Below are 22,311 nucleotides of genomic sequence, written 5' to 3' on the forward strand. Positions count from 1 at the left end.
GTTCAAAAGTGCCCTGCCCGGTAGGCTTTGCCAAAGCGGTTTTACTACAGTAGCTGCACACAATCTACATTGAAGCAGAGGCGACGATGGGTGCATTGTAGAAGCATGATGGCACTGGCCGGGGAAAGTTGATGAGTAAACGCGTGGCGCTGGTACTGGGATCGGGCGGGGCCCGAGGGTATGCACACATTGGCGTGATCGAGGAAATCGAGCGCCGGGGTTACGATATCGCCTGCATCGCTGGTTGCTCCATGGGTGCGGTCATCGGTGGCATCTACGCCGCCGGCAAGCTGGATGAGTACCGCAACTGGATCGAGAGCCTCGACTATCTGGATGTGTTGCGCCTGGTGGATGTCAGCTTTCGCCTGGGCGCCATTCGCGGTGACAAGGTGTTCGGGCAGATCCGCAAGATCGTGGGCGAGATCAATATCGAGCAACTACGCATCCCCTACACGGCGGTTGCCGCCGACCTGACCAACCAGCAGGAAATCTGGTTTCAGGAGGGCTGCCTGCACCAGGCCATGCGCGCCTCGGCGGCCATTCCCAGCCTGTTTACGCCGGTAATGCAGGGCAACCGCATGCTGGTTGATGGCGGTATCCTGAACCCGCTGCCGATCGTACCGGTGGTGTCCAGCCATTGCGACCTGATCATCGCAGTCAACCTCAACGCCACCAACCAGAAGCAGTACCAGCTGCCCGTGATCGAGCGCCCGGCAGCGTTCAAGATGCGCTTCGATGCCTTGCTCAGTTCATTGGGCGCACACCTGCCGTTCCGGCGCAAACCGGCCGAAGAATTGATCCGCATCGAACAGGAAATCGTCGCCGAAGGGTTGGCACAGCCTAACCCATGGCAAAGCGAAACCGCCAGCCCGGACGCACAGCAGCCGGCGGCTGCGCCAGAGCGCGAAGGCGCGCCGAAGTCGGCTACCGGTTCGTTCATCATCGACAACGTGGGCCCAGCCTCGCTGCTGGACTTGATCAACCAGAGTTTCGAGGTCATGCAGACCTCATTGGCGCAGTACAAGATCGCCGGCTATCCGCCGGATGTGCTGATCAACGTGCCGAAACGGGTATGCCGGTTCTTTGAATTCTACAAGGCGCCCGAGCTGATCGCCTTGGGGCGCGAGATCGCGCGGGACACGCTGGATAATCATGAAGGGGTGAAGCGCTAGGCCGGAGCAGGCAACAGAAACAGAACGGGCCGCACTAGGCGGCCCGTTCGTCATGCAGCGATCACGTCAGTAACGGGTGATGTCGGCATTGGCTTCCAGCTGCTTGCGGTAGGCCGCGAAGTCTTGCTGGCCGGCCCGCGAGGCGAGGTAGCGGCGAATCTGCTGCTTCTCTTCGTCGGTGGCGGTAGTGCCTTCGTTGACGCCGTTGAGCTGCAGCACCACCAGGCTACCGTCACGCAGCACGATGCTGCCATACACCGGCTTGTCCTTGGCTTGCGGTTTCGCCAGGCGGAACAGCGCCTGCAGCTCCTCAGGATCGATGCCTTCCTCACCGCGGGTCACGGCTTCGTGGGTTTTCCAGCCCTGGCCCTCATGCACACTGCCAGCAGCAATGGAACCGTCGCGCAGGCCGGCGATCAGCTTGTCCGCCTTGGCCTTGAGTTCGGCCGTGGCCTTCTCCTTGGCCAGGTGCTCGCGGATATTCTGGGCCACTGCCTCCAGCGGCAGTTGCTCAGGCTTGCGGTGCTCCTTGACACGCAGTACCACGGTGGTTTCCGGGTCGAGCTCGATGGCGGTACTGTTGGCCCCCTCATCCAGCACTTCTTCGGAAAACGCAGCCTGCACCACCGAACGGTTGGCAGTGATGCCTTCGCCGCCTTCGCGACCGAATGGTGCAGAAGTGTGTACCTTGAGGTTCAGGTCCTGGGCCGGCTGGGCCAGGTCGGAAGCCTCATAGGCAGCATCTTGCAGCTGCTTGCTGGCATCCACGTAACGCTGCTCGACCAGTGGGGTCTTCAGATCACGGGTAAGCTTGTCCTTCAGGCTGGCGAAGCTCGGCACTTCTGGCGCCTGTACGCCCAACAGCTTGATCAGGTGGTAACCGAACTGGGTACGCACCGGCGCCGATACCTGGCCATCCTGCAGCTTGTACAGCGCCTCTTCGAAGGCCGGGTCGTACACACCCGGGCCGGCGAAACCAAGGTCACCACCGTTGCCGGCCGAACCCGGGTCCTGGGAGAACTCCTTGGCCAGGGTGGCAAAGCTCTCACCCTTGGCCAGGCGCTGCTCGATCTCTTCGGCACGGGCCTTGGCCTGTGCGTCGCTGACCTTGTCGTTCACTTCGATCAGGATGTGCGCCGCGTGGCGTTGCTCGGCGAGGTTGGCGATTTCCTTCTCGTACTGTGCCTTGAGCTCTTCGTCGGTCACCTTGACCTGGTCGAAGTAGGCAGACTTTTTCAGCTCGATGTAGTCGATCACCACCTGGTCAGGCGACATGAATTCCTTGGCGTGCTGGTCATAGTGCGCCTTGACCTCGGCGTCGCTGACCTTGACCGCGGCCGGGTCGGCCTTGAAGGTCAGGGAGGCGAAGTCGCGGGTCTGCTTCTCGAGGCGGGCGAAGGCATCGACCTGCTGGTCGGTGACGAAGCTGCTGCCGGCCAGGCCGGTGCGCAACTGGCCGATGAGCATTTCCTCGGCCAGCATGTCGCGGAACTGCATGCGGCCATAACCCATCTGGCGAATGACCTGGTCGAAGCGGTCGGCGCTGAATTTACCGTCTACCTGGAACTCCGGCGTTTGCAGGATCACCTGATCCAGCGCGGCATCGGAGAAGGCGAATTTGGCGTCTTCAGCCCCCTGCAGCAAGAGCTTGCGGCTGATCAGGCCCTTGAGGGCCTCTTCACGCAACAGTTTTTCATCCAGCAGCGCTGGGTCGAAGTCCTTGCCCAGCTGTTGCATCAGCTGGCGGCGCTGCATGTCGGCCGCCTGGCTCAGCTCGTTCTGGCTGATGGTCTGGCCGTTCACCTTGGCGGCGTCCTGGCTATGTGTGGCGGCCTGAAAAATGGCTTCGAAACCGGTCAACGCCATCAATACGACGATTAGGCCGATGATGGACTTGGCAATCCAACCTTGTGAATTGTCCCTGATATTTTGCAGCATGCGTCCCCCAGAAACGGCTGTACCACTGCGTCGACAACCGCGGAGCGTGGGTAGAATCCTGATAAAAGAAAGGCGCATCCGAGGATGCGCCTTTGCTTAGCAAACGTGTCAGGCGGGAACGTTTGCGCCCCGCCATCAGCGTGCTCGGACCTGGCCTGGCCGGGTCCGGCTGAAGACGACTTAGTTGACGGCGTCTTTCAGGCCTTTGCCTGCCTTGAAACCTGGAACCTTGGCGGCTTCAATCTTGATCGCCTTGCCGGTTTGTGGGTTACGGCCAGTACGCTCGGCGCGCTCTTTGACCGAGAAGGTTCCGAAGCCAACCAGAACGACGTCGTCGCCTGCTTTCAGGGCACCGGTTACGGACTCGATCACAGCGTCCAAAGCTTTACCTGCAGCAGCTTTGGAAATGTCAGCCGATGCGGCGATAGCGTCAATCAGTTCCGACTTGTTCACTCTAAGTCCCCTTATTTCTCTATTGAGTTTGTTTCTAAGTATGTAATGGAAAGCTTACGAAACGTACGTTGGGAGGCTTGTTGACAATAACGAGCCGCTTTATAGCAAGGCCTCGAAAAAACTGTCAAGGAAAGCCTCCCAGACAAAAACCACTAATGCGTGCTGATTCTTTCCTTGGCATCGCCGTCGCGCTTCTCTTCTTTCGCGACGATCTCGGGAGCCACATCTGGCAAGGGCTCCGGGGCGTATTGCAGCGCAATTTGCAGGACTTCGTCAATCCATTTAACGGGTTTGATCTGCAGATCCTGTTTGATATTTTCCGGAATTTCCTTCAGATCGCGAACGTTCTCCTCCGGAATGATGACCGTCTTGATACCGCCCCGGTGTGCTGCCAGCAGTTTTTCCTTCAACCCGCCAATTGCCAGCACCTGGCCGCGCAAGGTGATTTCACCCGTCATGGCGACATCAGCGCGCACCGGGATCTGCGTAAGGGCAGAGACCAACGCCGTGCACATGCCGATACCGGCACTCGGGCCGTCTTTCGGCGTGGCCCCTTCGGGCATGTGGATGTGCACGTCGTGCTTCTCGTGGAAACCGGCGGCTATACCCAGGCTGTGGGCGCGGCTGCGCACCACGGTTTGCGCGGCGGTGATCGATTCGACCATGACATCGCCCAGCGAACCCGTCTTGATCAGTTGGCCTTTGCCCGGGATGACCACGGCTTCGATGGTCAGCAACTCGCCGCCCACCTGGGTCCAGGCCAGGCCGGTAACCTGGCCGATCTGGTCTTGCTGCTCAGCCAGGCCGTAACGGAACTTGCGCACGCCCAGCAGGTGCTCCAGCTGCTCGCTGGCCACCTTGACCTTGACCTGCTTCTGCCCGGTATGTTCCTTGACCACTTTACGGCAGACTTTGGCGATCTGCCGCTCCAGGCCACGCACACCGGCCTCACGGGTGTAGAAGCGGATGATGTCGCGAATCGCCGAGACATCGACCTCCAACTCGTCTTTCTTCAAGCCGTTTGCCTTGACCTGCTTGGGCACCAGGTACTTGATGGCGATGTTGATCTTCTCGTCCTCGGTGTACCCCGGCAGGCGGATGATTTCCATGCGGTCCAGCAGCGCCGGTGGAATGTTCATCGAGTTCGAGGTGCACAGGAACATGACGTCCGAGAGGTCGTAGTCGACCTCAAGGTAATGGTCGTTGAAGTTGTGGTTCTGCTCCGGGTCGAGCACTTCGAGCAACGCCGAGGCAGGGTCGCCACGCATGTCGCTGCCCATCTTGTCGATTTCGTCGAGCAGGAACAGCGGGTTGCGCACACCCACCTTGGTCATCTTCTGGATCAGGCGGCCAGGCATCGAACCGATGTAGGTACGACGGTGACCACGGATCTCGGCTTCGTCACGTACCCCGCCCAGTGCCATGCGCACGAACTTGCGGTTGGTGGCGGTGGCGATCGATTCGGCGAGCGAGGTCTTGCCGACGCCGGGTGGGCCTACCAGGCACAGCACAGGACCGCGGATTTTCTTCACCCGTTTCTGTACGGCGAGGTACTCGAGGATGCGCTCCTTGACCTCTTCCAGACCATAATGGTCGGCATCAAGGATTTCCTCGGCCTTGGCCAGGTCCAGGCGGACTTTGCTCTGCGCCTTCCACGGCACCTGCACCAGCCAGTCGAGGTAAGAGCGCACCACGGTGGCTTCGGCCGACATGGGCGACATCTGCTTGAGTTTGTTGAGCTCAGCCTGGGCCTTGGTCAAGGCATCCTTGGGCAGGCCGGCAGCTTCGATGCGCTTTTTCAGCTCCTCGACTTCGTTGTGACCTTCGTCACCATCGCCGAGCTCTTTCTGAATGGCCTTCATCTGCTCATTCAGGTAGTACTCGCGCTGGCTGCGCTCCATCTGCTTCTTGACCCGACCGCGAATGCGCTTTTCCACCTGCAAAAGGTCGATTTCGGCATCCAGCAGTACCAGCACGTGTTCCACGCGGGCGGTGAGGTCGACAATTTCGAGGATTTCCTGCTTCTGCTCGATCTTCAGGGCCATGTGCGCAGCCATGGTATCGACCAGCCGCCCTGGCTCTTCGATGCTGTTCAGCGACGACAGCACTTCGGCAGGGACTTTTTTGCCCAGCTGCACGTACTGCTCGAACTGCGACAGCAGCGTGCGCACGAAAACTTCCGACTCGCGCTCGGCAGAGTCGGTTTCGTCGATCAGCGAAACTTCGGCACGGATGTGCCCTTCCACTTCGGTGAAGCGCTCGACCGCGCCGCGCTGCTCGCCTTCGACCAGCACCTTGACGGTACCATCAGGCAGCTTCAACAGTTGCAGCACGGTGGCCACGGTACCGACACGGTACAAGGCGTCTTCGCCAGGGTCATCATCGGCTGGGTTTTTCTGGGCCAGCAGAAGGATCTGCTTTTCGCCCGTCATCGCTGCCTCGAGGGCTTCGATGGACTTTTCACGCCCCACAAACAGCGGGATAACCATGTGCGGGTATACAACGACATCGCGCAATGGCAAAAGAGGCAAGTCGAGGGTGGTCTTCATGATTTCGCCTCTACAGCGGCCTTGTGGCCGGAAACCGGTGGAAATGATGCTTGGACCTAATGTGGGGGCAGGCTGTGGAAATTACAAGCATCAGCTCAGGAAAAGCATGAAGGGGCCCGTAGGCCCCTTCATACTTGCAACCACAGACTGGCCTTTGCCTGTATCAGGCGTCTGGCGCAGCCTTGGCTTGCGGTTCACTGTTCTCGTAGATCATCAGCGGCTGAGAAGTGCCGTCGATGACGCTCTCGTCGATCACCACCTTGCTGACATCCTTCTGCGAAGGGATCTCGTACATGGTGTCGAGCAGCACGCCTTCGAGAATCGAACGCAGGCCACGGGCGCCGGTTTTGCGCTCCAGAGCCTTGCGTGCCACGGCCTTGAGTGCATCGCTGCGGAACTCCAGGTCGACGCTTTCCATCTCGAACAGCTTTGCATACTGCTTGGTGAGGGCGTTCTTCGGCTCGGTGAGGATCTGCATCAACGCAGCCTCGTCCAGCTCGTCCAGGGTAGCCAGCACCGGCAGGCGGCCGACGAACTCCGGAATCAGGCCAAACTTGACCAGATCGTCCGGCTCGACCTCACGCAGGGACTCGCCAACCTTCTTGCCCTCTTCTTTGCTACGCACCTCAGCGCCGAAACCGATGCCACCTTTGGTGGACCGATTCTGGATGACCTTTTCTAGGCCCGAGAACGCGCCACCGCAGATGAACAGGATGTTGCGGGTGTCAACCTGCAGGAACTCCTGTTGCGGGTGCTTGCGCCCCCCTTGCGGTGGTACCGAGGCCACGGTCCCTTCGATCAGCTTCAACAGCGCCTGCTGCACACCCTCGCCCGAGACGTCACGGGTGATGGACGGGTTGTCCGACTTGCGCGAGATCTTGTCGATTTCGTCGATGTAGACAATGCCCATCTGGGCCTTTTCCACGTCGTAGTCGCACTTCTGCAACAGCTTCTGAATGATGTTCTCGACGTCCTCACCCACATAACCGGCCTCGGTCAGGGTGGTGGCGTCGGCAATGGTGAACGGTACGTTCAACAGGCGTGCCAGGGTTTCGGCGAGCAGGGTCTTGCCCGAGCCGGTAGGCCCGATGAGCAGGATGTTGCTCTTGCCCAGTTCGACTTCGTCACCCTTCTTGTCACGCTGGTTCAGGCGCTTGTAGTGGTTGTACACCGCTACAGCCAGCACCTTTTTCGCGCGCTCCTGACCAATGACATACTGGTCCAGGATGCCGCTGATTTCTTTCGGCGAAGGCAATTTGTGCGCGCTGCTCTCGGCCTGGGCTTCCTGCACCTCCTCACGGATGATGTCATTGCACAGGTCGACGCACTCGTCGCAGATAAATACCGAGGGCCCGGCAATCAATTTGCGCACTTCGTGCTGGCTTTTGCCGCAGAAGGAGCAATAGAGCAATTTGCCGCTGTCCTCGCCGTTACGGGTGTCAGTCATTCGATCGATCCAATCCGGTAGGCTTGCAACACAAGATGAAGGCAATTGCGGGCTTTTTCAAGTCCGCAGGTGGGCGCTTTGGGCACCCACCTGCTCTGACCCCCCGGTTCAGGAGGCCAGTTGCCGCTTGTCGTAGACCGAGTCGATCAGGCCATACTCGGCTGCGCGCGAGGCGCTCATGAAGTTGTCACGTTCGGTGTCACGCTTGATGGTCTCGAGATCCTGGCCGGTGTGGTAGGCCAGCAACTCGTTCAGGCGCGCCTTGATATTGAGGATTTCCTGGGCATGGATCTCGATATCGGTCGCTTGGCCCTGGAAGCCGCCCAGCGGCTGGTGAATCATCACGCGCGAGTTCGGCAGGCAGTGACGCTTGCCCTTGGCACCTGCGGCCAGCAGGAAGGCGCCCATGCTGCAGGCCTGGCCGATGCAGATGGTCGAGACGTCCGGCTTGATGAACTGCATGGTGTCGTAGATCGACATGCCCGCGGTGACGGAGCCGCCCGGGGAGTTGATGTAGAGATGGATATCCTTGTCCGGGTTTTCCGCTTCGAGGAACAGCATCTGCGCTACGACCAGGTTGGCCATGTAGTCTTCAACCGGGCCAACCAGGAAAATCACTCGCTCCTTCAACAGGCGCGAATAGATGTCGTACGCACGCTCGCCACGGGCGGACTGCTCGATAACCATCGGGACCAGGCCGCCTGCGGCCTGGATGTCAGAGCTCTGCTGAATATAAGAATTGCGGGACATGTCCTGCGCTCACTCCCAAATAGTCATGGCTTGATAACGCACAAGCCAGCTCGAAGGCTGGCTTGTGGGGTTTTCCTACGAGAGAAAACGTATTACTCAGCTTCGGCAGGAGCCTGGGCTGGTTTTACGGCATCTTCGTACGAGACCGACTTGTCGGTCACAGTCGCTTTCTGCAGAACAGTATCTACAACTTGCTCTTCCAGCACAACCGAACGCACTTCGTTCATTTGCTGGTCGTTCTTGTAGTACCAAGCGATGACCTGCTCAGGCTCCTGGTAAGCCGAAGCCATTTCTTCGATCATCTCGCGCACCTTGGCATCGTCCGGCTTGAGCTCGAACTGCTTGACCACTTCGGCGACGATCAGACCCAGCACTACACGGCGCTTGGCTTGCTCTTCGAACAGCTCGGCAGGCAGCTGGTCAGGCTTGATGTTGCCACCGAACTGCTGAACAGCCTGGACGCGCAGACGGTTGACTTCGTTTTCCAGCAGGGCCTTCGGCGCTTCGATCGGGTTGGCGGCCAGCAGACCGTCCATGACCTGGTTCTTCACCTTGGTCTTGATTGCCTGGCGCAGCTCACGCTCCATGTTCTTGCGAACTTCGGCGCGGAAGCCTTCCAGGGTCGATTCCTTGATACCGAACTGGGCGAAGAACTCTTCGTTCAGCTCAGGCAGCACAGGGGCCGAAACGCTGTTGACGGTGATGGTGAACTCGGCGGCTTTGCCGGCCAGGTCCAGGTTCTGGTAGTCCTCTGGGAAGGTCACGTTGACAACGCGCTCTTCGCCAGCCTTGGCGCCCACCAGACCGTCTTCGAAGCCCGGGATCATGCGGCCGGAACCCAGTACCAACTGGGTGCCTTTGGCAGAGCCACCGGCGAACGCTTCACCGTCGACCTTGCCAACGAAATCGATGTTGACCTGGTCGTCGTTCTGCGCGGCGCGCTCGACAGCTTCGAAGCGGGTGTTCTGCTTGCGCAGCACTTCCAGCATGTTGTCCAGGTCGGCGTCGGCCACTTCGGCGCTCAGGCGCTCGACGTTGATCGACTCCAGGCCGGAAACGGTGAACTCCGGGAACACTTCGAAGATGGCGACGAACTCCAGGTCCTTGCCTTTTTCGAACGACTTGGGTTCAACGGACGGGGCACCTGCAGGGTTCAGCTTCTGCTCAACGATGGCCTCATAGAAGGAAGCCTGGACCAGATCACCGAACGCCTCCTGGCGTGCATCGGCTTCGAAGCGCTGACGGATCACGCTCATTGGCACCTTGCCTGGGCGGAAGCCGGCAACCTTGGCGCGCTTGGCAGTCTGTTGCAGACGCTTGTTGACTTCGTTCTCGACGCGCTCGGCCGGAACGGCGATGGTCATGCGGCGCTCGAGAGCGGAAGTGTTTTCAACAGAAACTTGCATGGATATTCCTCGTTGCACAGACGTTAGCCGGCGTTAGCCCGACTCCAGAATCAAGGGCAAGCATTCTAGTGAGTCGCGCGGCAGAAGTCACCCCACACGGGACGACGGGAAACCACGCCGGTCGATTAGCTTTCAAGGCCCGCACGGCGCGCCGCCGGGCCTCCTTCATCAAGAGCGGCACCCTGCCCATGGCGCAGTGCAGCCGTAATAACTTGTCAAACAACTGCCAGTGGCGATTCGCTGCCTTTATTCAGGGTCGATTTCGTTGAACTGGCAGTATTCTTCCCACTCCAGGCCCAGCGCCTCGGCGACCTCGCGGTGCGTTTCAAGGCGCATGGCGTGCAACTGTTCCGGGCTTTCGGCTATCAGTTGCAGCGCCAGCTCCCAGGGCGGCAGCCCCTGCTCCTGGGCCATATCTTCGAACGCCCACTCGATCTGCTGGGCCTGCTCGCGCGCATCCAGCTCGCGAATTTCCTCGAGCAACTGCGGGTTGGCTTCGGCAAAGCGCTGCAGCGCCAAGGCCTGACGGGCTTCTTTTGCAATCATCGGGCTGTTCCTCTGCCGGCCAACTGGGCCGGCGCTTCAACCGGCTGAAATCTAACAGCTTTTATTGGGCTGCCACCAGAGCATTGCAAGGGGAGAATCACGAAGAATTTGTGCTGAACCTTGCAGTACCGACATGACGGAGCAATGAAAGCAAAAAAGGCGCCTGGTCTCACGACCAAGGCGCCTCTTTAAAATATGGGGTGGACGATGGGAATCGAACCCACGACAACTGGAATCACAATCCAGCGCTCTACCAACTGAGCTACGCCCACCATAGTGCGGTGTTACGGTACAACCTTACAAAAACATGGTGCGGACGAAGAGACTCGAACTCTTACAGCTTGCGCCGCTGGAACCTAAATCCAGTGTGTCTACCAATTTCACCACGTCCGCGTAACGCTTAAAACAAAGGCGCCAGATGCTATCGAGGCGCCTTCGAAAATATGGGGTGGACGATGGGAATCGAACCCACGACAACTGGAATCACAATCCAGCGCTCTACCAACTGAGCTACGCCCACCATATTGCATTACAGCCAACTTGCTTGCCAAAGCTGCCTAATGGCGCACCCGGCAGGACTCGAACCTGCGACCATCCGCTTAGAAGGCGGATGCTCTATCCAGCTGAGCTACGGGCGCTTAAGCTTCAAGCCTAACCGAACAAGTATTCGACAGCTAACTGCCAAACGACCCATTCTGCCCGACTTAGCCAACCAGTGCTAGGCTGTGCCCGACAAGTGCGGCGAATCTTATAGGCGACCCCGAAAGTCGTCAACACCTTTTTCAAAAAAATTTAAATTATTTAAGGGCTTAGGGGATTTGCCCGACCACCCGCCTTTGCCCTTCGCCCATGTCGTGCGAGAATGCGCGCTCTTTATTGTTTCCTTCTCGATGGTTAATCACGCGTCTATGACTGCACACCTAATCGATGGCAAGGCAATCGCCGCCAGCCTGCGCCAGCAGATCGCTCAACGTGTCGTGGAGCGTCGCCAGCAAGGCCTGCGTACGCCGGGCCTGGCGGTGATCCTGGTCGGCACCGACCCCGCCTCCCAAGTCTATGTCTCGCACAAGCGCAAGGACTGCGAAGAGGTCGGCTTCATTTCGCAGGCTTTCGACCTGCCCGCCGCGACCACGCAAGAAGCCCTGACCGAGCTGATCGACCGTCTTAACGACGACCCGGCCGTCGACGGCATTCTGCTGCAGTTGCCGCTGCCGGCGCACCTTGAGGCGTCGCTGCTGCTCGAGCGCATTCGCCCTGACAAAGACGTGGACGGCTTCCACCCGTACAACATCGGCCGCCTGGCCCAGCGTATTCCGCTGCTGCGCCCCTGCACACCAAAAGGCATCATGACCCTGCTGGAAAGCACCGGCCAGGATCTGTACGGCATGAACGCCGTCATCGTCGGCGCTTCCAACATCGTTGGCCGCCCAATGGCCATGGAGCTGCTGCTGGCCGGCTGCACCGTGACTGTTTGCCACCGCTTTACCAAGGACTTGGCCGGCCATGTCGGCCGCGCCGATCTGGTGGTGGTAGCCGCAGGCAAGCCGGGCCTGGTCAAAGGAGAGTGGATCAAGGAAGGCGCCATCGTGATCGACGTGGGCATCAACCGCCAGGCAGACGGCAAGCTGGTCGGCGATGTGGTCTACGAGACTGCCCTGCCCCGCGCCGGCTGGATCACCCCAGTACCGGGCGGGGTTGGGCCAATGACCCGGGCGTGCCTGCTGGAGAACACGCTGTACGCGGCGCAAGAGCTGCACAAGTAAAGCAAGTAAAGATTGCACATGGCGAAAACGGCACCTCTGGCAGGTGCCGTTTTTTTTGCCCGGTTTCAAGGGCTTGGGCTTGATGCAACCTGGAGAAAGGCCAAACGCACAGCGCAATTGGCAGGGAGCTTGCATTGGCCGTATGGGCCGGCCCTGCTCGAATCTGGTTCAAGGGTATCACCGGCACCGGGGGGCGTGTTCGCTCACGTGCCCTGCTCAAACCACGAACTTTACGCCGCGCACCGAACTAGAGCGCGGCAGGCCCACTCGCCCCATAACTGGTCAGACCGGTAAGGCCAAAAACCCTTGCAAAGAACGATTTTTCGCGCTTTTATGGCCTGGCGCTGAACAAACCGGTAAGACCACAATAATTAAGTCCTGCGCTCTTTCGCCCCGTGCGGCTACCGAAGCAAGGACACCGATCTGAGACTTCTCCCATGCTCAAATGGTGCTCGCGTTCGATATTCCTGCAAGTCGTGCTTGGCCTTGCCCTCGGCATTGCCTGCGGCCTCAGCTTCCCCGACCTTTCGTTACAACTAAAACCCCTCGGCGACGGCTTCATCAAGCTGATCAAGATGCTCATCGGCCTGATCGTGTTCTGCGTGGTGGTCAGTGGTATCTCGGGCGCGGGCGACCTGAAAAAGGTCGGGCGCATCGGCTTGAAGTCGGTGATCTACTTTGAAGTGCTGACCACCCTGGCGTTGGTGATCGGCCTGGTATTCGCCTTCAGCAGCGGCATCGGCAGCGGCGCCAATATTCACCTGGACCAACTGTCCAGTGCCGATGCCAGCAGCCTGGCCGAGCGCGGTCAACACATCCATGGCGCCGCGGCGTTTTTCATGGACCTGATCCCTACCTCGGTGATCGGCGCGTTCGCCGACAACAACATCCTTCAGGTGCTGCTGTTTTCGGTGCTGTTCGGCAGCGCATTGAACCTGGTGGGCGACTCGGCCGCCGGCATTTCGCGGCTGATCAACGAACTGAGCCATGTGATCTTCCGCATCATGGGCATGATCGTGCGCCTGGCGCCGATCGGTGTATTCGGTGCCATCGCCTTCACCACCAGCAAGTACGGCCTGGAATCGCTGCAGCACCTGGGCGGCCTGGTAGCGCTGTTCTACCTGACCTGTGCAGGCTTCGTGCTGATCGTGCTGGGTACCGTGATGCGCCTGTCGGGCCTGAAACTGCTGCCACTGATCAAGTATCTGCGTGAAGAGCTGACCATCGTGCTGGGCACCGCCTCTTCCGACGCCGTTCTGCCGCAGATCATGCGCAAGCTGGAACACCTGGGCATCGGCAGTTCCACGGTGGGGTTGGTGATTCCCACCGGCTACTCGTTCAACCTGGACGGTTTCTCCATCTACCTGACGCTGGCCATCGTGTTCATCGCCAACGCCACCGGCACACCGCTGGAGATGACTGACCTGCTGACCATTCTGCTGGTGTCGCTGGTAACTTCGAAAGGCGCGCACGGCATCCCTGGCTCGGCGCTGGTGATCCTGGCGGCCACGTTGACTGCCGTACCGGCAATTCCGGTTGTCGGCCTGGTGCTGGTACTTGCGGTGGACTGGTTCATGGGCATCGGCCGGGCATTGACCAACCTGATCGGCAACTGTGTAGCCACCGTGGCGATTGCCCGTTGGGAAAAGGACATCGACCTGGAGCGTGCCAACAACGTACTGGCAGGCAAACCCGGCTTTGCCCCGTTGCCACGCAAACAGCCCAATGCCCATCAGCAGGAATTCTGAGTGAACGTGGCCGGCACTGATGCCGGCCCTTCAAGGAGCGAACCGTGATCAGCTCATCGACCGTCGTCAACTCAGTGGTGGAAAAACTCCGCCAGGCCTTGGCCCGCGGCCAGTGGCGCAGCGGCGACATGCTGCCGGGCCAGCGCGAGCTGGCTGAACAACTGGGCATCAGCCGGCCCAGCCTGCGCGAAGCGGTAACCGTGCTGGAAACCCTGGGCTTGGTGCGCGCGCTGCCGGGCAAGGGCGTGCTGGTGCTGGATGCCGAAGCTGCCGCCCTTGAGCCGGGGCTCGATACCAGCGCCGCCGCCAGCCTGGCTGATGTACTGGAACTGCGCTACACCCTTGAACCGTTCATCGTCGGCCTGGTGGCACAATCGGCCAACAGCCAGGACATTGGCCAGTTGCGCCTCACCCTGATGGACATGCGCGAAGCGCTGGAGGCCGATGACAGCGAAGCTGGGGTCAGGGCCTATATCGCTTTCCATGAGGCCCTCTTCGCCCTGACCACCAACCCGATCTTCCAAAGTGTCGTGCAGCAGACCGGCAACGCCCTTAAACAGAGCGCCGACATGCTGCGCAATTCACCGGAGCATCTGGCCGCAAGGCTGAAGGAGAACGAGGCAGTGGTACGCGCCATTCGCGAACGCAACAGTGCCCTTGCCAGTGCCCAGATGCGCCAGCACATCCTGGCCGAAGGCTCGCGCATGGGCATCCCGCTGAACATCCCGGAAGAACACCTGCATCCATGACCTGAGGAGAGCGACCATGAACGCCGCCCCCCACTTGCCTGCCCTGCTCGCGGCCGGCGAAACCCGCCTGTCGGCCGAGCAAATCTACCCACGGCTATTCGACGCCATTCTCGAACAGCGCCTGCCCCCCGGCAGCCTGCTGCCCGAGCAGGCGTTGGGCCAGGCCTTTGGGGTCAGCCGTACTGTAATCCGCCGCGTGCTCGGGCGCCTGTGTGATCAGCAAGTGGTGGTGCAGCGCCCCAGCCACACCGCGCACCTGGCAGCCCCCGGCCCCGAGCAAGCGCGGCAGGTACTTAGTGCCCGGCGGTTGGCGGAGACCACCCTGATCACCCTGGCCGCACAGCGCGCACGCCCTGCGCAGATACGTCAACTGCGCCAGTTGGTTGAACGTGAGCGCCAGCACCATGAAAGTGGCGAGCGCTGCGCGGCGATCCGTCTGGGTGGCGAGTTCCACCTCAAACTGGCGCAAGTGGCGGCCAATGCGCCCTTGGCACGGTTTCTCAACGGCCTGGTCCCGATGACCTCACTGATCATTGCCCGCTACGAATCGCCGTGCTGCGAACATTGTGCGTGGGAAGAGCATGCGGCGATCATCGATGCCGTGGAGCAAGGCGATGCCGAGGCGGCATTGGGGCGGATGCACATCCACCTCGACCGACTGGAAGAGAAACTCGACCTGGCGTAGCCCGAGCGCAAAGGCCAAGCCCGCTACTGAAGGCTATGCACCGGTCCAGCAGCGGGTGTACCACGCGGTGGACTGTAGAGCCGGCGTCAAGCCTTGGCCATGGCCGAGGTCGGTAAGCCGAAGATTTGGTCAAACATCCAGTTGTAGGCAAAGGTGTAGCAAGGGATCAGCACAATGAACGCCATGTCCACCAGCAATGCCTCTACCAGCGTCATGTCCAGCCACCAGGCAATCAGCGGAATCAGATACACCACCAGGGTCAGCTGAAAGCCGACCGCATGCGCCACCCGTCGCGCTACGCTGCGTCCGCGCTTGGCCTGGCGGCTTTCCCAGCGCTCGAACAACGTGTTGAAAATCAGGTTCCAGAGCATGGCAATGGTTGTGATCATCACCGCCAATGGCCCGGTATGCGACGCCTGGCTGTCCGACAGGTAAGCCAGCCCGAGGGTCGACATGCTCAGCCCTATCAGCTCATAGCACGTCACGTACACCAGTTTGCGCTTCAGACCCTGCACCTACATTTACCTCCAATCACAATAAAGAAGGGCGCGATAATGATTCACTTTGCTTGACAGCAAAAGTCAGCAGCTGTCAGATCTACTGACAGGAGGCTGCCATGAATTTTTCCAGCGACAACATCCAGCTGTTTCTTGCCGTGCTCGACCGCGGCTCGTTCTCCGCCGCCGCTCGCGCCCTCAAACGGGTACCGTCGGCGGTCAGTATGGCTATTGGCAATCTGGAAGCGGAGCTGGGATACGGCCTGTTCGAACGCGGGCCGCGCGAAGTTCGGCCCACCGCCCGGGCCTTGGCCCTGGAACCGCACGCCAGGCTGATTGCCGAGCAACTGGGGCTGCTGCAAGTCCATGCCTTGGAGCTATCACAGGGCCTTGAAAGCAGCTTGACGCTGGCGGTGGTGCCTGACATCGATCACCGCCCGTTGCTGGCGGCTATCGCCGACCTCGGTGTGCGCCACCCATTGCTCGATATCGCTTTGCTTAGCGCCCCGCAGGAAGAGGCCCTGCACTTGCTGGACAGCGGCCGCGCCGATCTTTGTGTGGCTTTCGCTGGCCTGCAGGTGGATGCGCGCCGGGGCTTTCAGCACATCGGTATGGAAGCCTTGGTAGCCACCCTCGCCCCGAGCCACCCGGCGCTGCGTGAAGCACGCATCCACTACCTCGAAGACCTGACCCGCGTGCGTCAGATCCTGGTGCGTAGCCGTGACCTGCCGCTGGCCGATCCACGCCCGCTGATCGGCGCTACGCACTGGTCTACCGACAGCTTCGACCTGGCCCTGCAGATGGTCGAAGCCGGCCTGGGCTGGGGCGACCTGCCGTTATCTCGGGTGGCCCCACTGTTGGCAACCGGGCGCCTGGTGCGTCTCGCCTTTCGTAATACCCGCAACGAGTTGCAACTGCCGGTGCATATCCTGTGGCGCAAACAACAGCCATTGCAGCAAGCAGCGAGATTGCTGATAGAGCAATTGGCCAAGGGCTAAGCGCCGTCTGTCGAAAGGCCTGTAAGAAATTACTGTAAGTACTTCAATGTTTTACCCCCGGAGCCGATATCCCGGTCGATAGGCCCCGCAGAACGTCATAAGCGCCCTGCGTCCTCCCCACATTGGCTCAAGGTCTCGAAACATGAACCTGAAATTTCGCCACAAAATCCTGCTCAGCGCCTGCGGCGTCGTGGTCCTGGCATTCGCCCTGTTCACGCTTTATAACGACTACCTGCAACGCAACACTATCCGCCAGAACATAGAAGCCTCGGTGCAGCAGTCCGGGGCCCTGACCGCCAGCAGCGTGCAAAACTGGATGAGCGGGCGCATCCTGGTGCTGGAAAACCTGGCACAGGATATCGGCCAGCAGGGTGCCGGCGAGACCCTGGCCGGGTTGATCGAGCAACCCTCCTACACGCGCAATTTTCTGTTCACCTACCTGGGTCAGGCCAACGGCGTATTCACCCAGCGCCCGGACGCTCAGATGCCTGCCGGTTACGACCCACGCCAGCGGCCCTGGTATGCAGCGGCGGCCAATGCCGGGCAAACGGTGCTGACGCCACCTTACCAGGGCGCGGTCGGTGGCCTGATGGTCACTATCGCCACCCCGGTGAAAAGCAAGGCCACGGGTGAAATGGTCGGTGTGATTGGCGGTGACCTGACCCTCGATACTCTGATGGAGATCATCAACTCGGTCGATTTCGGTGGCCTCGGCCACGCGTTCCTGGCCGATGCCAATGGCCAGGTGATCGTCAGCCCGAACAAAGACCAGGTCATGAAAAATCTGAAGGATATTTACCCCGGCAGCGACCTGCGCGTTGCCGCCGGCATGCAGGACGTCACCCTGAACGGCCAGGACCGGATCATTTCGTTCGCGCCGGTCGCCGGGCTGCCTTCGGCCCAGTGGTACATCGGCCTGTCGATCGACAAGGACAAGGCCTACGCAGCACTCAGCCAGTTCCGCACATCGGCCATCATCGCCATGCTGATTGCCGTGGCGGCCATTGCCGGCCTGCTGGGCCTGCTGATTCCGGTACTGATGCGCCCGTTGACCACCATGGGCCGCGCCATGCGCGATATCGCCGAGGGTGAAGGCGACCTGACCCGCCGTCTGGTGGTGCAGAACCAAGACGAATTCGGCGAACTGGCAACGTCGTTCAACCGTTTTGTCGAACGCATTCACGCCTCGATCAGCGAAGTGTCGTCAGCCACCCGCCTGGTGCATGACCTGTCAGAGAAAGTGGTCAGCGCGTCGAATGCGTCGATCAGTGGCTCCGAAGAACAGAGCATGCGCACCAACAGCGTGGCAGCAGCCATCAACGAGCTGGGCGCCGCGACCCAGGAAATCGCGCGCAACGCCGCAGATGCCTCGCAGCATGCCAGCGGTGCCAGCGAGCAGGCCCACGGTGGCCGGGAAGTGGTGGAAGAAGCGATCAACGCCATGACTGCGCTGTCGCAGCGTATCAGCGAATCGTGCGCACAGATTGAAACGCTCAATGCCAGCACGGATGAAATCGGCAAGATTCTCGACGTGATCAAAGGCATCTCGCAGCAGACCAACCTGCTGGCACTGAACGCGGCGATCGAGGCGGCACGCGCCGGCGAAGCGGGTAGAGGCTTTGCCGTGGTGGCCGACGAGGTACGCAACCTGGCCCACCGGACCCAGGAATCGGCAGAAGAAATCCACCGCATGATCACCAGCCTGCAAGTCGGTTCACGCGAAGCGGTGCACACCATGAATACGAGCCAGGTTTCCAGTGAGCAAACCGTGCAAGTGGCTAACCAGGCCGGTGAGCGCCTGGCCAGCGTCACCCAGCGTATTGGCGAGATCGACGGTATGAACCAGTCGGTGGCCACCGCTACCGAAGAGCAGACAGCCGTGGTGGAAAGCCTCAATCTGGACATCACCCAGATCAATGCGCTGAACCAGCAAGGGGTAGAGAACCTTAATGAGACCCTGCGCCACTGCGATCAACTGGCGCAGCAAGCCGGCCGCTTGAAGCAGCTGGTTGGGAGTTTCCGGATCTGAGAAGCCGGGGGCGCGCAGCGCCCCTAGCTTTATGCGGTTATAACCTAATAACGAACAAGTCTATTTGGCTATAAAAAAATCTATATGCTGGCTGCATCCGATAACGGGCAATGTTGGGCGGTCGAGTAGCTTATGGATGTAGGTTCTTTTGGTTTCACCATTGCGGGACTGGTCGTGGGTTTCATCGTCGGCATGACCGGCGTCGGCGGCGGCTCGCTGATGACCCCGATCCTGTTGTGGTTCGGTATCAACCCGGCGACGGCTGTCGGCACCGATTTGCTCTATGCCGCCATCACCAAGGCCAGTGGGGTCTGGGTGCATGCACGCAACAAGAACATCGACTGGAAGATCACTGGCCTGCTCAGCCTCGGCAGCGTGCCTGCGGCCGCATTGACCCTGTGGTTCCTGAGCACCCTGCATACCGACACCTCGGCGCTCAATGCCATCATCAAACAAGGCCTGGCTGTGGTGTTGATCCTCACCGCGTTGGCCATTCTGTTCAAATCGCGGCTGCAGGCTTTCGCCAGCCACCATGCCGGCGATCACTACCACCTCAGCGCAGGTGCGCTGAACACCCTCACCGTGCTGACCGGCGTGGTACTGGGGGTGATGGTCACCCTGACCTCCATCGGCGCCGGTGCCCTGGGTACCGTGGCGTTGTTCCTGCTGTACCCGTTTCTGGTCACCCGTCGCCTGGTCGGTACGGAAATCGCCCATGCCGTGCCGCTAACGCTGGTGGCAGGCCTTGGCCATGCCGGCATGGGCAATATGGACTGGTCGCTACTGGGCTACCTGCTACTGGGTTCACTGCCGGGCATCTACCTGGGCAGCCACCTCACCGGGCGGATCTCCGACCGCGTGCTGCGTCCGTGCCTGGCCGCCATGCTGTTGTTGATCGGCTACAAGCTGGCGTTTTGAAATTCACCCAGGCGCAGCCGCCACTGCCCGGTATGGCTCAGTTCCAGGCGTGACAGCGGCAACACATCGATACGCTGCCCGGCACTCATCGGGCAGCCTAGTACCTGCACCAGCACGGCACGCATGACCTGCGGATGGGTGACCGCCAGCCATTCACCCGGCCTGTCGAACGCCGCCAGCCAGGCGGCCATCCGCTGGCACAGCGCAGCGAACGACTCCCCACCATGCACGGCACTGGCTGGCTCCTGCAGCCAATCGGTCAACGCTTCTGGTTGCTCGGCCTGCAACTGCTTAAGCGCCATGCCCTGCCAATGCCCGAGGTCGCAATCGGCCAAGGCGGGCTCGACATGCACTGTGCTCGACAACCACGCCGCTGTTTCGCAGGCGCGCCGCTCTGGTGCCGTCAGCAGCTGCACAGCTGGCAGCACAGGCGCTGGCGGTTGCGAAAGCGGCAGTATGCCGTCATCGGCGCGGTGCAGGCGTCCGGTCTTCTGGGCCCGAGTCAGGGCATGGCAAATGAGGGTCAAGCGGGTAGCTTTCATCAAGTGTCTCGGGTGGCTGGCTGGTGCACAGTGTTTGGCATGCTGCGAGGCAGGCAAGCTGAACACTATGCCAACTCTGGCTCCTGCGCCACCAATGACCAACCGCCACGCCCATCCACCTCCAGCCGGTGTGTATGAAAACCTGCCAGGGTGCTGCGGTGCCCAACACTGAGCAACAGTGCACCAGGCATTTCCGAGCGCAGCAGCGCATACAGGGCATGCTCGAGCCCCTCATCCATCGCTGAGGTGGACTCATCAAGAAACACCACCTGCGGCCGGTTGAACAGGACCCGGGCAAAAGCCAGGCGTTGCTGCTCACCCACCGACAGAATATGCGACCAATCGCAGCTGACCTCCAGGCGCTCGGCCAGATGCCCAAGATTGACCTGGTGCAGTACTTGCTGCATACGCGCCTGATCCTCTGGCTGACCCACTACTGGATAAGCAATGACCGTGCGCAGGTCCCCCAAAGGCAAATAGGGACGCTGCGACAGGAACAGCGCCTGATGGCCCAGTGGGCGCCGCACCTCACCTTCGGCATAGGGCCACAGGCCAGCCAGGGCGCGCAGCAGGGTGGTCTTGCCGCTGCCTGAAGGCCCTTTGATCAACAGCGCCTGCCCAGCTTGCAGGCTCAGGTTCAGATCAGTGATCAGGGCGTGTCCATCCGGGCGCAGCACTTTCAGGTCGGCAATCTGCAGCGCATGGGCCTGCTCCGCGGTGAGTACCCGCGGCAATGCCCTTGCCTGCGCGTTGGCATCGAGAAAACCGGTCAGACGGTCCAGCGTAGCCCGGTACTGCGCGAATGCATCGTACGATTCACGAAAGAACGACAGTGCATCCTGCACCTGCCCAAATGCCTGAGACGTTTGCATGACGTCACCCAGCTTGATTGCTCCGCTGAAGAAGCGCGGTGCCTGCAGAATGAACGGGAATACGACCGCCACCTGGCTGACCCCCAGGTTGAAACCACTGAACTTGAGGTTTCGGAATACCAGCGCCCAGGCATTCACGATCAGTGTCGCGAAGCGCCCCAGCAAGGTGCCCCGCTCAACCTCGGCACCTTGGTAGAAAGCGACGTTCTCGGCATTTTCACGCAGGCGCATCAGCGCATAGCGGAAGTTGGCGGTGAGTTTTTCGTTGAGGAAGTTCAGGCGAATCAAAGGCTGGCCCAGGCGGAAGGCGATCCAGGTGGCAATGATCACATACAGGTACACTGCAAACACCATCGCCCTGGGAATTTCAACACCGGCCACGGCCAACGGCGCCGACAACCCCCAGAGGATCCCGGTGAACGCCACCAAGGACACCAGCGCACTGACTGCCCCCAAGGCCAAGGTCAGGGAGTTGCTGACGAAGGCGTTCACGTCCAGCTCGATACGCTGGTCGGGGTTGTCGACTGGTTCGGCAAGAAATTGACCACGGTAGTAAGCATCACCGTGCATCCAGTCACGGGTCAGGCGCTCGGTCAACCATACCCGCCAGGTGATGCTGAAGGCTTGGGTCACGTAGAAAGTGCAAAGTGATCGCAGCACATGGATGCTAGCCAGCACGGCGAAGACCCCGAGCAGGTACCAGAATGCCACTTGATTCAAGCCTTGGAGAGCGCTGTAGAACCCGTTGTACCAGAACGAAAACAGCACATTGAGGCGTACGGAAGACAACGTCAGGACCAGCAGCAAGGCAAACACCAGCAGTGGCCGCCAACTGCGTTTGTAACTGAAATAAGGCCCCGCAAGTTGCCAAAACTGGCTGCCCCAGCGGGTGTAGCGTATGGCCAGAATAGCGGCGGTTGTGAAGCCGACAAAGGTGATGAACGAGGCGATTGCCAGCCAACTCAGGCTCTCTTGCAAGGCCTGGTGCCAGTTCATGTCCATGGTGAATATCCGTGCTGAGTATTTCCGCGAGCGTAGCACTGCCCTATAACGCTTCAGGCATACATGACGTACATTTCATGAAAGCTGGCTGGCACCGGCTGCGCCGGTGTTCGCGGGCACGCCCGCTCCCACAGGGATTGTTGTGAGGCCAGGGGACTTTTTTGGAGCACAAAGACAAAACCCCTACCTGCCTGTGCAGATAGGGGTTTTGCGAAATGAATCTTGACGATGACCTACTCTCACATGG

The 22,311-nt window shown here is 60.3% G+C and carries 18 protein-coding genes, 4 tRNA genes and 1 pseudogene; 9 read left to right on the top strand and 14 right to left on the bottom strand.

Annotation, left to right across the window (positions count from 1 at the left end; genetic code table 11):
* Positions 1 to 131 precede the first annotated feature (131 nt).
* Positions 132 to 1,172 carry a patatin-like phospholipase family protein gene (locus tag ACF8SD_RS12910; RefSeq protein WP_173890085.1) on the top strand — a complete coding sequence of 347 codons (1,041 nt, stop codon included), beginning with the start codon at positions 132 to 134 and terminating at the stop codon, positions 1,170 to 1,172.
* 66 nt (positions 1,173 to 1,238) lie between these two features.
* On the opposite strand, the gene ACF8SD_RS12915 is transcribed toward ACF8SD_RS12910, so the two are convergent.
* The 11 genes from ACF8SD_RS12915 to ACF8SD_RS12965 all read right to left on the bottom strand — a co-directional run bounded on the left by ACF8SD_RS12915 (position 1,239) and on the right by ACF8SD_RS12965 (position 10,899).
* Positions 1,239 to 3,110, bottom strand: coding sequence for a SurA N-terminal domain-containing protein (locus ACF8SD_RS12915; RefSeq protein ID WP_173890087.1), 1,872 nt, complete (start codon positions 3,108 to 3,110; stop codon positions 1,239 to 1,241).
* A 180-nt stretch (positions 3,111 to 3,290) separates the two neighbouring features.
* Entirely contained in the window at positions 3,291 to 3,563 is a 273-nt protein-coding gene (hupB, locus tag ACF8SD_RS12920) for a nucleoid-associated protein HU-beta (protein ID WP_173890089.1), read from the bottom strand.
* A gap of 152 nt (positions 3,564 to 3,715) precedes the next feature.
* Positions 3,716 to 6,112 carry an endopeptidase La gene (lon, locus tag ACF8SD_RS12925; RefSeq protein WP_392483747.1) on the bottom strand — a complete coding sequence of 799 codons (2,397 nt, stop codon included), beginning with the start codon at positions 6,110 to 6,112 and terminating at the stop codon, positions 3,716 to 3,718.
* A 163-nt stretch (positions 6,113 to 6,275) separates the two neighbouring features.
* Positions 6,276 to 7,559 (bottom strand): ATP-dependent Clp protease ATP-binding subunit ClpX, encoded by a 1,284-nt coding sequence (gene clpX, locus ACF8SD_RS12930; protein WP_173890093.1) that lies wholly within the window; start codon positions 7,557 to 7,559, stop codon positions 6,276 to 6,278.
* A gap of 108 nt (positions 7,560 to 7,667) precedes the next feature.
* Complete coding sequence (gene clpP, locus ACF8SD_RS12935) at positions 7,668 to 8,309, bottom strand: ATP-dependent Clp endopeptidase proteolytic subunit ClpP (protein ID WP_009683825.1); 642 nt, start codon at positions 8,307 to 8,309, stop codon at positions 7,668 to 7,670.
* 92 nt (positions 8,310 to 8,401) lie between these two features.
* Positions 8,402 to 9,715, bottom strand: coding sequence for a trigger factor (gene tig, locus ACF8SD_RS12940; RefSeq protein ID WP_029884960.1), 1,314 nt, complete (start codon positions 9,713 to 9,715; stop codon positions 8,402 to 8,404).
* 246 nt (positions 9,716 to 9,961) lie between these two features.
* Positions 9,962 to 10,261 carry a DUF6388 family protein gene (locus ACF8SD_RS12945; RefSeq protein ID WP_392483748.1) on the bottom strand — a complete coding sequence of 100 codons (300 nt, stop codon included), beginning with the start codon at positions 10,259 to 10,261 and terminating at the stop codon, positions 9,962 to 9,964.
* Between the two features lie 196 nt (positions 10,262 to 10,457).
* Positions 10,458 to 10,533 (bottom strand) — tRNA-His (locus tag ACF8SD_RS12950).
* A 36-nt stretch (positions 10,534 to 10,569) separates the two neighbouring features.
* Positions 10,570 to 10,654, bottom strand: a tRNA-Leu gene (locus ACF8SD_RS12955).
* A gap of 51 nt (positions 10,655 to 10,705) precedes the next feature.
* A tRNA-His gene (locus ACF8SD_RS12960) sits at positions 10,706 to 10,781 on the bottom strand.
* Between the two features lie 41 nt (positions 10,782 to 10,822).
* Positions 10,823 to 10,899: transfer RNA gene (locus ACF8SD_RS12965), tRNA-Arg, on the bottom strand.
* Positions 10,900 to 11,169: 270 nt separating this feature from the next.
* Here ACF8SD_RS12965 and folD point away from each other — a divergent pair.
* The 4 genes from folD (at position 11,170) to ACF8SD_RS12985 (ending at position 15,206) form a co-directional block, all read left to right on the top strand.
* Positions 11,170 to 12,024: a bifunctional methylenetetrahydrofolate dehydrogenase/methenyltetrahydrofolate cyclohydrolase FolD gene (gene folD / locus ACF8SD_RS12970; protein ID WP_173890099.1), complete on the top strand. Its 855-nt coding sequence runs from the start codon at positions 11,170 to 11,172 to the stop codon at positions 12,022 to 12,024.
* 437 nt (positions 12,025 to 12,461) lie between these two features.
* Complete coding sequence (locus ACF8SD_RS12975; protein ID WP_009682642.1) at positions 12,462 to 13,772, top strand: C4-dicarboxylate transporter DctA; 1,311 nt, start codon at positions 12,462 to 12,464, stop codon at positions 13,770 to 13,772.
* A 44-nt stretch (positions 13,773 to 13,816) separates the two neighbouring features.
* On the top strand, positions 13,817 to 14,521 hold the full coding sequence (locus ACF8SD_RS12980) for a FadR/GntR family transcriptional regulator (protein WP_173890101.1): 705 nt from the start codon (positions 13,817 to 13,819) through the stop codon (positions 14,519 to 14,521).
* Between the two features lie 16 nt (positions 14,522 to 14,537).
* Positions 14,538 to 15,206 carry a GntR family transcriptional regulator gene (locus tag ACF8SD_RS12985; RefSeq protein WP_392483749.1) on the top strand — a complete coding sequence of 223 codons (669 nt, stop codon included), beginning with the start codon at positions 14,538 to 14,540 and terminating at the stop codon, positions 15,204 to 15,206.
* Between the two features lie 86 nt (positions 15,207 to 15,292).
* On the opposite strand, the gene ACF8SD_RS12990 is transcribed toward ACF8SD_RS12985, so the two are convergent.
* Positions 15,293 to 15,721: a PACE efflux transporter gene (locus tag ACF8SD_RS12990; protein WP_173890103.1), complete on the bottom strand. Its 429-nt coding sequence runs from the start codon at positions 15,719 to 15,721 to the stop codon at positions 15,293 to 15,295.
* 101 nt (positions 15,722 to 15,822) lie between these two features.
* Here ACF8SD_RS12990 and ACF8SD_RS12995 point away from each other — a divergent pair, with 101 nt between their 5' ends.
* From ACF8SD_RS12995 to ACF8SD_RS13010, 4 genes and pseudogenes are all read left to right on the top strand, one after another.
* Complete coding sequence (locus ACF8SD_RS12995; protein ID WP_392483750.1) at positions 15,823 to 16,701, top strand: LysR family transcriptional regulator; 879 nt, start codon at positions 15,823 to 15,825, stop codon at positions 16,699 to 16,701.
* A gap of 142 nt (positions 16,702 to 16,843) precedes the next feature.
* Positions 16,844 to 17,875 (top strand): annotated as a pseudogene (mcpA, locus tag ACF8SD_RS13000) (methyl-accepting chemotaxis protein McpA); the annotation flags it as partial.
* Positions 17,876 to 17,989: 114 nt separating this feature from the next.
* Positions 17,990 to 18,730, top strand: a complete 741-nt coding sequence (locus tag ACF8SD_RS13005; RefSeq protein WP_370593823.1) for a methyl-accepting chemotaxis protein — start codon at positions 17,990 to 17,992, stop codon at positions 18,728 to 18,730.
* Positions 18,731 to 18,862: 132 nt separating this feature from the next.
* A complete protein-coding gene (locus tag ACF8SD_RS13010) occupies positions 18,863 to 19,648 on the top strand; it encodes a sulfite exporter TauE/SafE family protein (RefSeq protein ID WP_392483751.1) in 786 nt (261 codons plus the stop codon).
* On the opposite strand, the gene ACF8SD_RS13015 is transcribed toward ACF8SD_RS13010, so the two are convergent.
* Both ACF8SD_RS13015 and ACF8SD_RS13020 read right to left on the bottom strand, forming a co-directional pair.
* Complete coding sequence (locus tag ACF8SD_RS13015) at positions 19,630 to 20,190, bottom strand: histidine phosphatase family protein (RefSeq protein WP_173890111.1); 561 nt, start codon at positions 20,188 to 20,190, stop codon at positions 19,630 to 19,632. The genes ACF8SD_RS13010 and ACF8SD_RS13015 overlap by 19 nt on opposite strands.
* 65 nt (positions 20,191 to 20,255) lie before the next feature.
* Complete coding sequence (locus ACF8SD_RS13020; protein ID WP_392483752.1) at positions 20,256 to 22,064, bottom strand: ABC transporter ATP-binding protein/permease; 1,809 nt, start codon at positions 22,062 to 22,064, stop codon at positions 20,256 to 20,258.
* Positions 22,065 to 22,311 lie beyond the last annotated feature (247 nt).

This window comes from Pseudomonas sp. CJQ_9 (assembly GCF_043106615.1).
GTDB lineage: Bacteria > Pseudomonadota > Gammaproteobacteria > Pseudomonadales > Pseudomonadaceae > Aquipseudomonas > Aquipseudomonas juntendi.

Coding starts and splice junctions, on each gene's coding strand:
- ACF8SD_RS13005 (WP_370593823.1), top strand. CDS start 17,990: ATGCGCACCAACAGCGTGGCAGCAGCCATCAACGAGCTGGGCGCCGCG.
- ACF8SD_RS12910 (WP_173890085.1), top strand. CDS start 132: ATGAGTAAACGCGTGGCGCTGGTACTGGGATCGGGCGGGGCCCGAGGG.
- lon (WP_392483747.1), bottom strand. CDS start 6,112: ATGAAGACCACCCTCGACTTGCCTCTTTTGCCATTGCGCGATGTCGTT.
- clpX (WP_173890093.1), bottom strand. CDS start 7,559: ATGACTGACACCCGTAACGGCGAGGACAGCGGCAAATTGCTCTATTGC.
- ACF8SD_RS13020 (WP_392483752.1), bottom strand. CDS start 22,064: ATGGACATGAACTGGCACCAGGCCTTGCAAGAGAGCCTGAGTTGGCTG.
- ACF8SD_RS12995 (WP_392483750.1), top strand. CDS start 15,823: ATGAATTTTTCCAGCGACAACATCCAGCTGTTTCTTGCCGTGCTCGAC.
- tig (WP_029884960.1), bottom strand. CDS start 9,715: ATGCAAGTTTCTGTTGAAAACACTTCCGCTCTCGAGCGCCGCATGACC.
- clpP (WP_009683825.1), bottom strand. CDS start 8,309: ATGTCCCGCAATTCTTATATTCAGCAGAGCTCTGACATCCAGGCCGCA.
- folD (WP_173890099.1), top strand. CDS start 11,170: ATGACTGCACACCTAATCGATGGCAAGGCAATCGCCGCCAGCCTGCGC.
- ACF8SD_RS12975 (WP_009682642.1), top strand. CDS start 12,462: ATGCTCAAATGGTGCTCGCGTTCGATATTCCTGCAAGTCGTGCTTGGC.
- ACF8SD_RS12945 (WP_392483748.1), bottom strand. CDS start 10,261: ATGATTGCAAAAGAAGCCCGTCAGGCCTTGGCGCTGCAGCGCTTTGCC.
- ACF8SD_RS13015 (WP_173890111.1), bottom strand. CDS start 20,190: ATGAAAGCTACCCGCTTGACCCTCATTTGCCATGCCCTGACTCGGGCC.
- ACF8SD_RS12915 (WP_173890087.1), bottom strand. CDS start 3,110: ATGCTGCAAAATATCAGGGACAATTCACAAGGTTGGATTGCCAAGTCC.
- ACF8SD_RS12985 (WP_392483749.1), top strand. CDS start 14,538: ATGAACGCCGCCCCCCACTTGCCTGCCCTGCTCGCGGCCGGCGAAACC.
- ACF8SD_RS13010 (WP_392483751.1), top strand. CDS start 18,863: ATGGATGTAGGTTCTTTTGGTTTCACCATTGCGGGACTGGTCGTGGGT.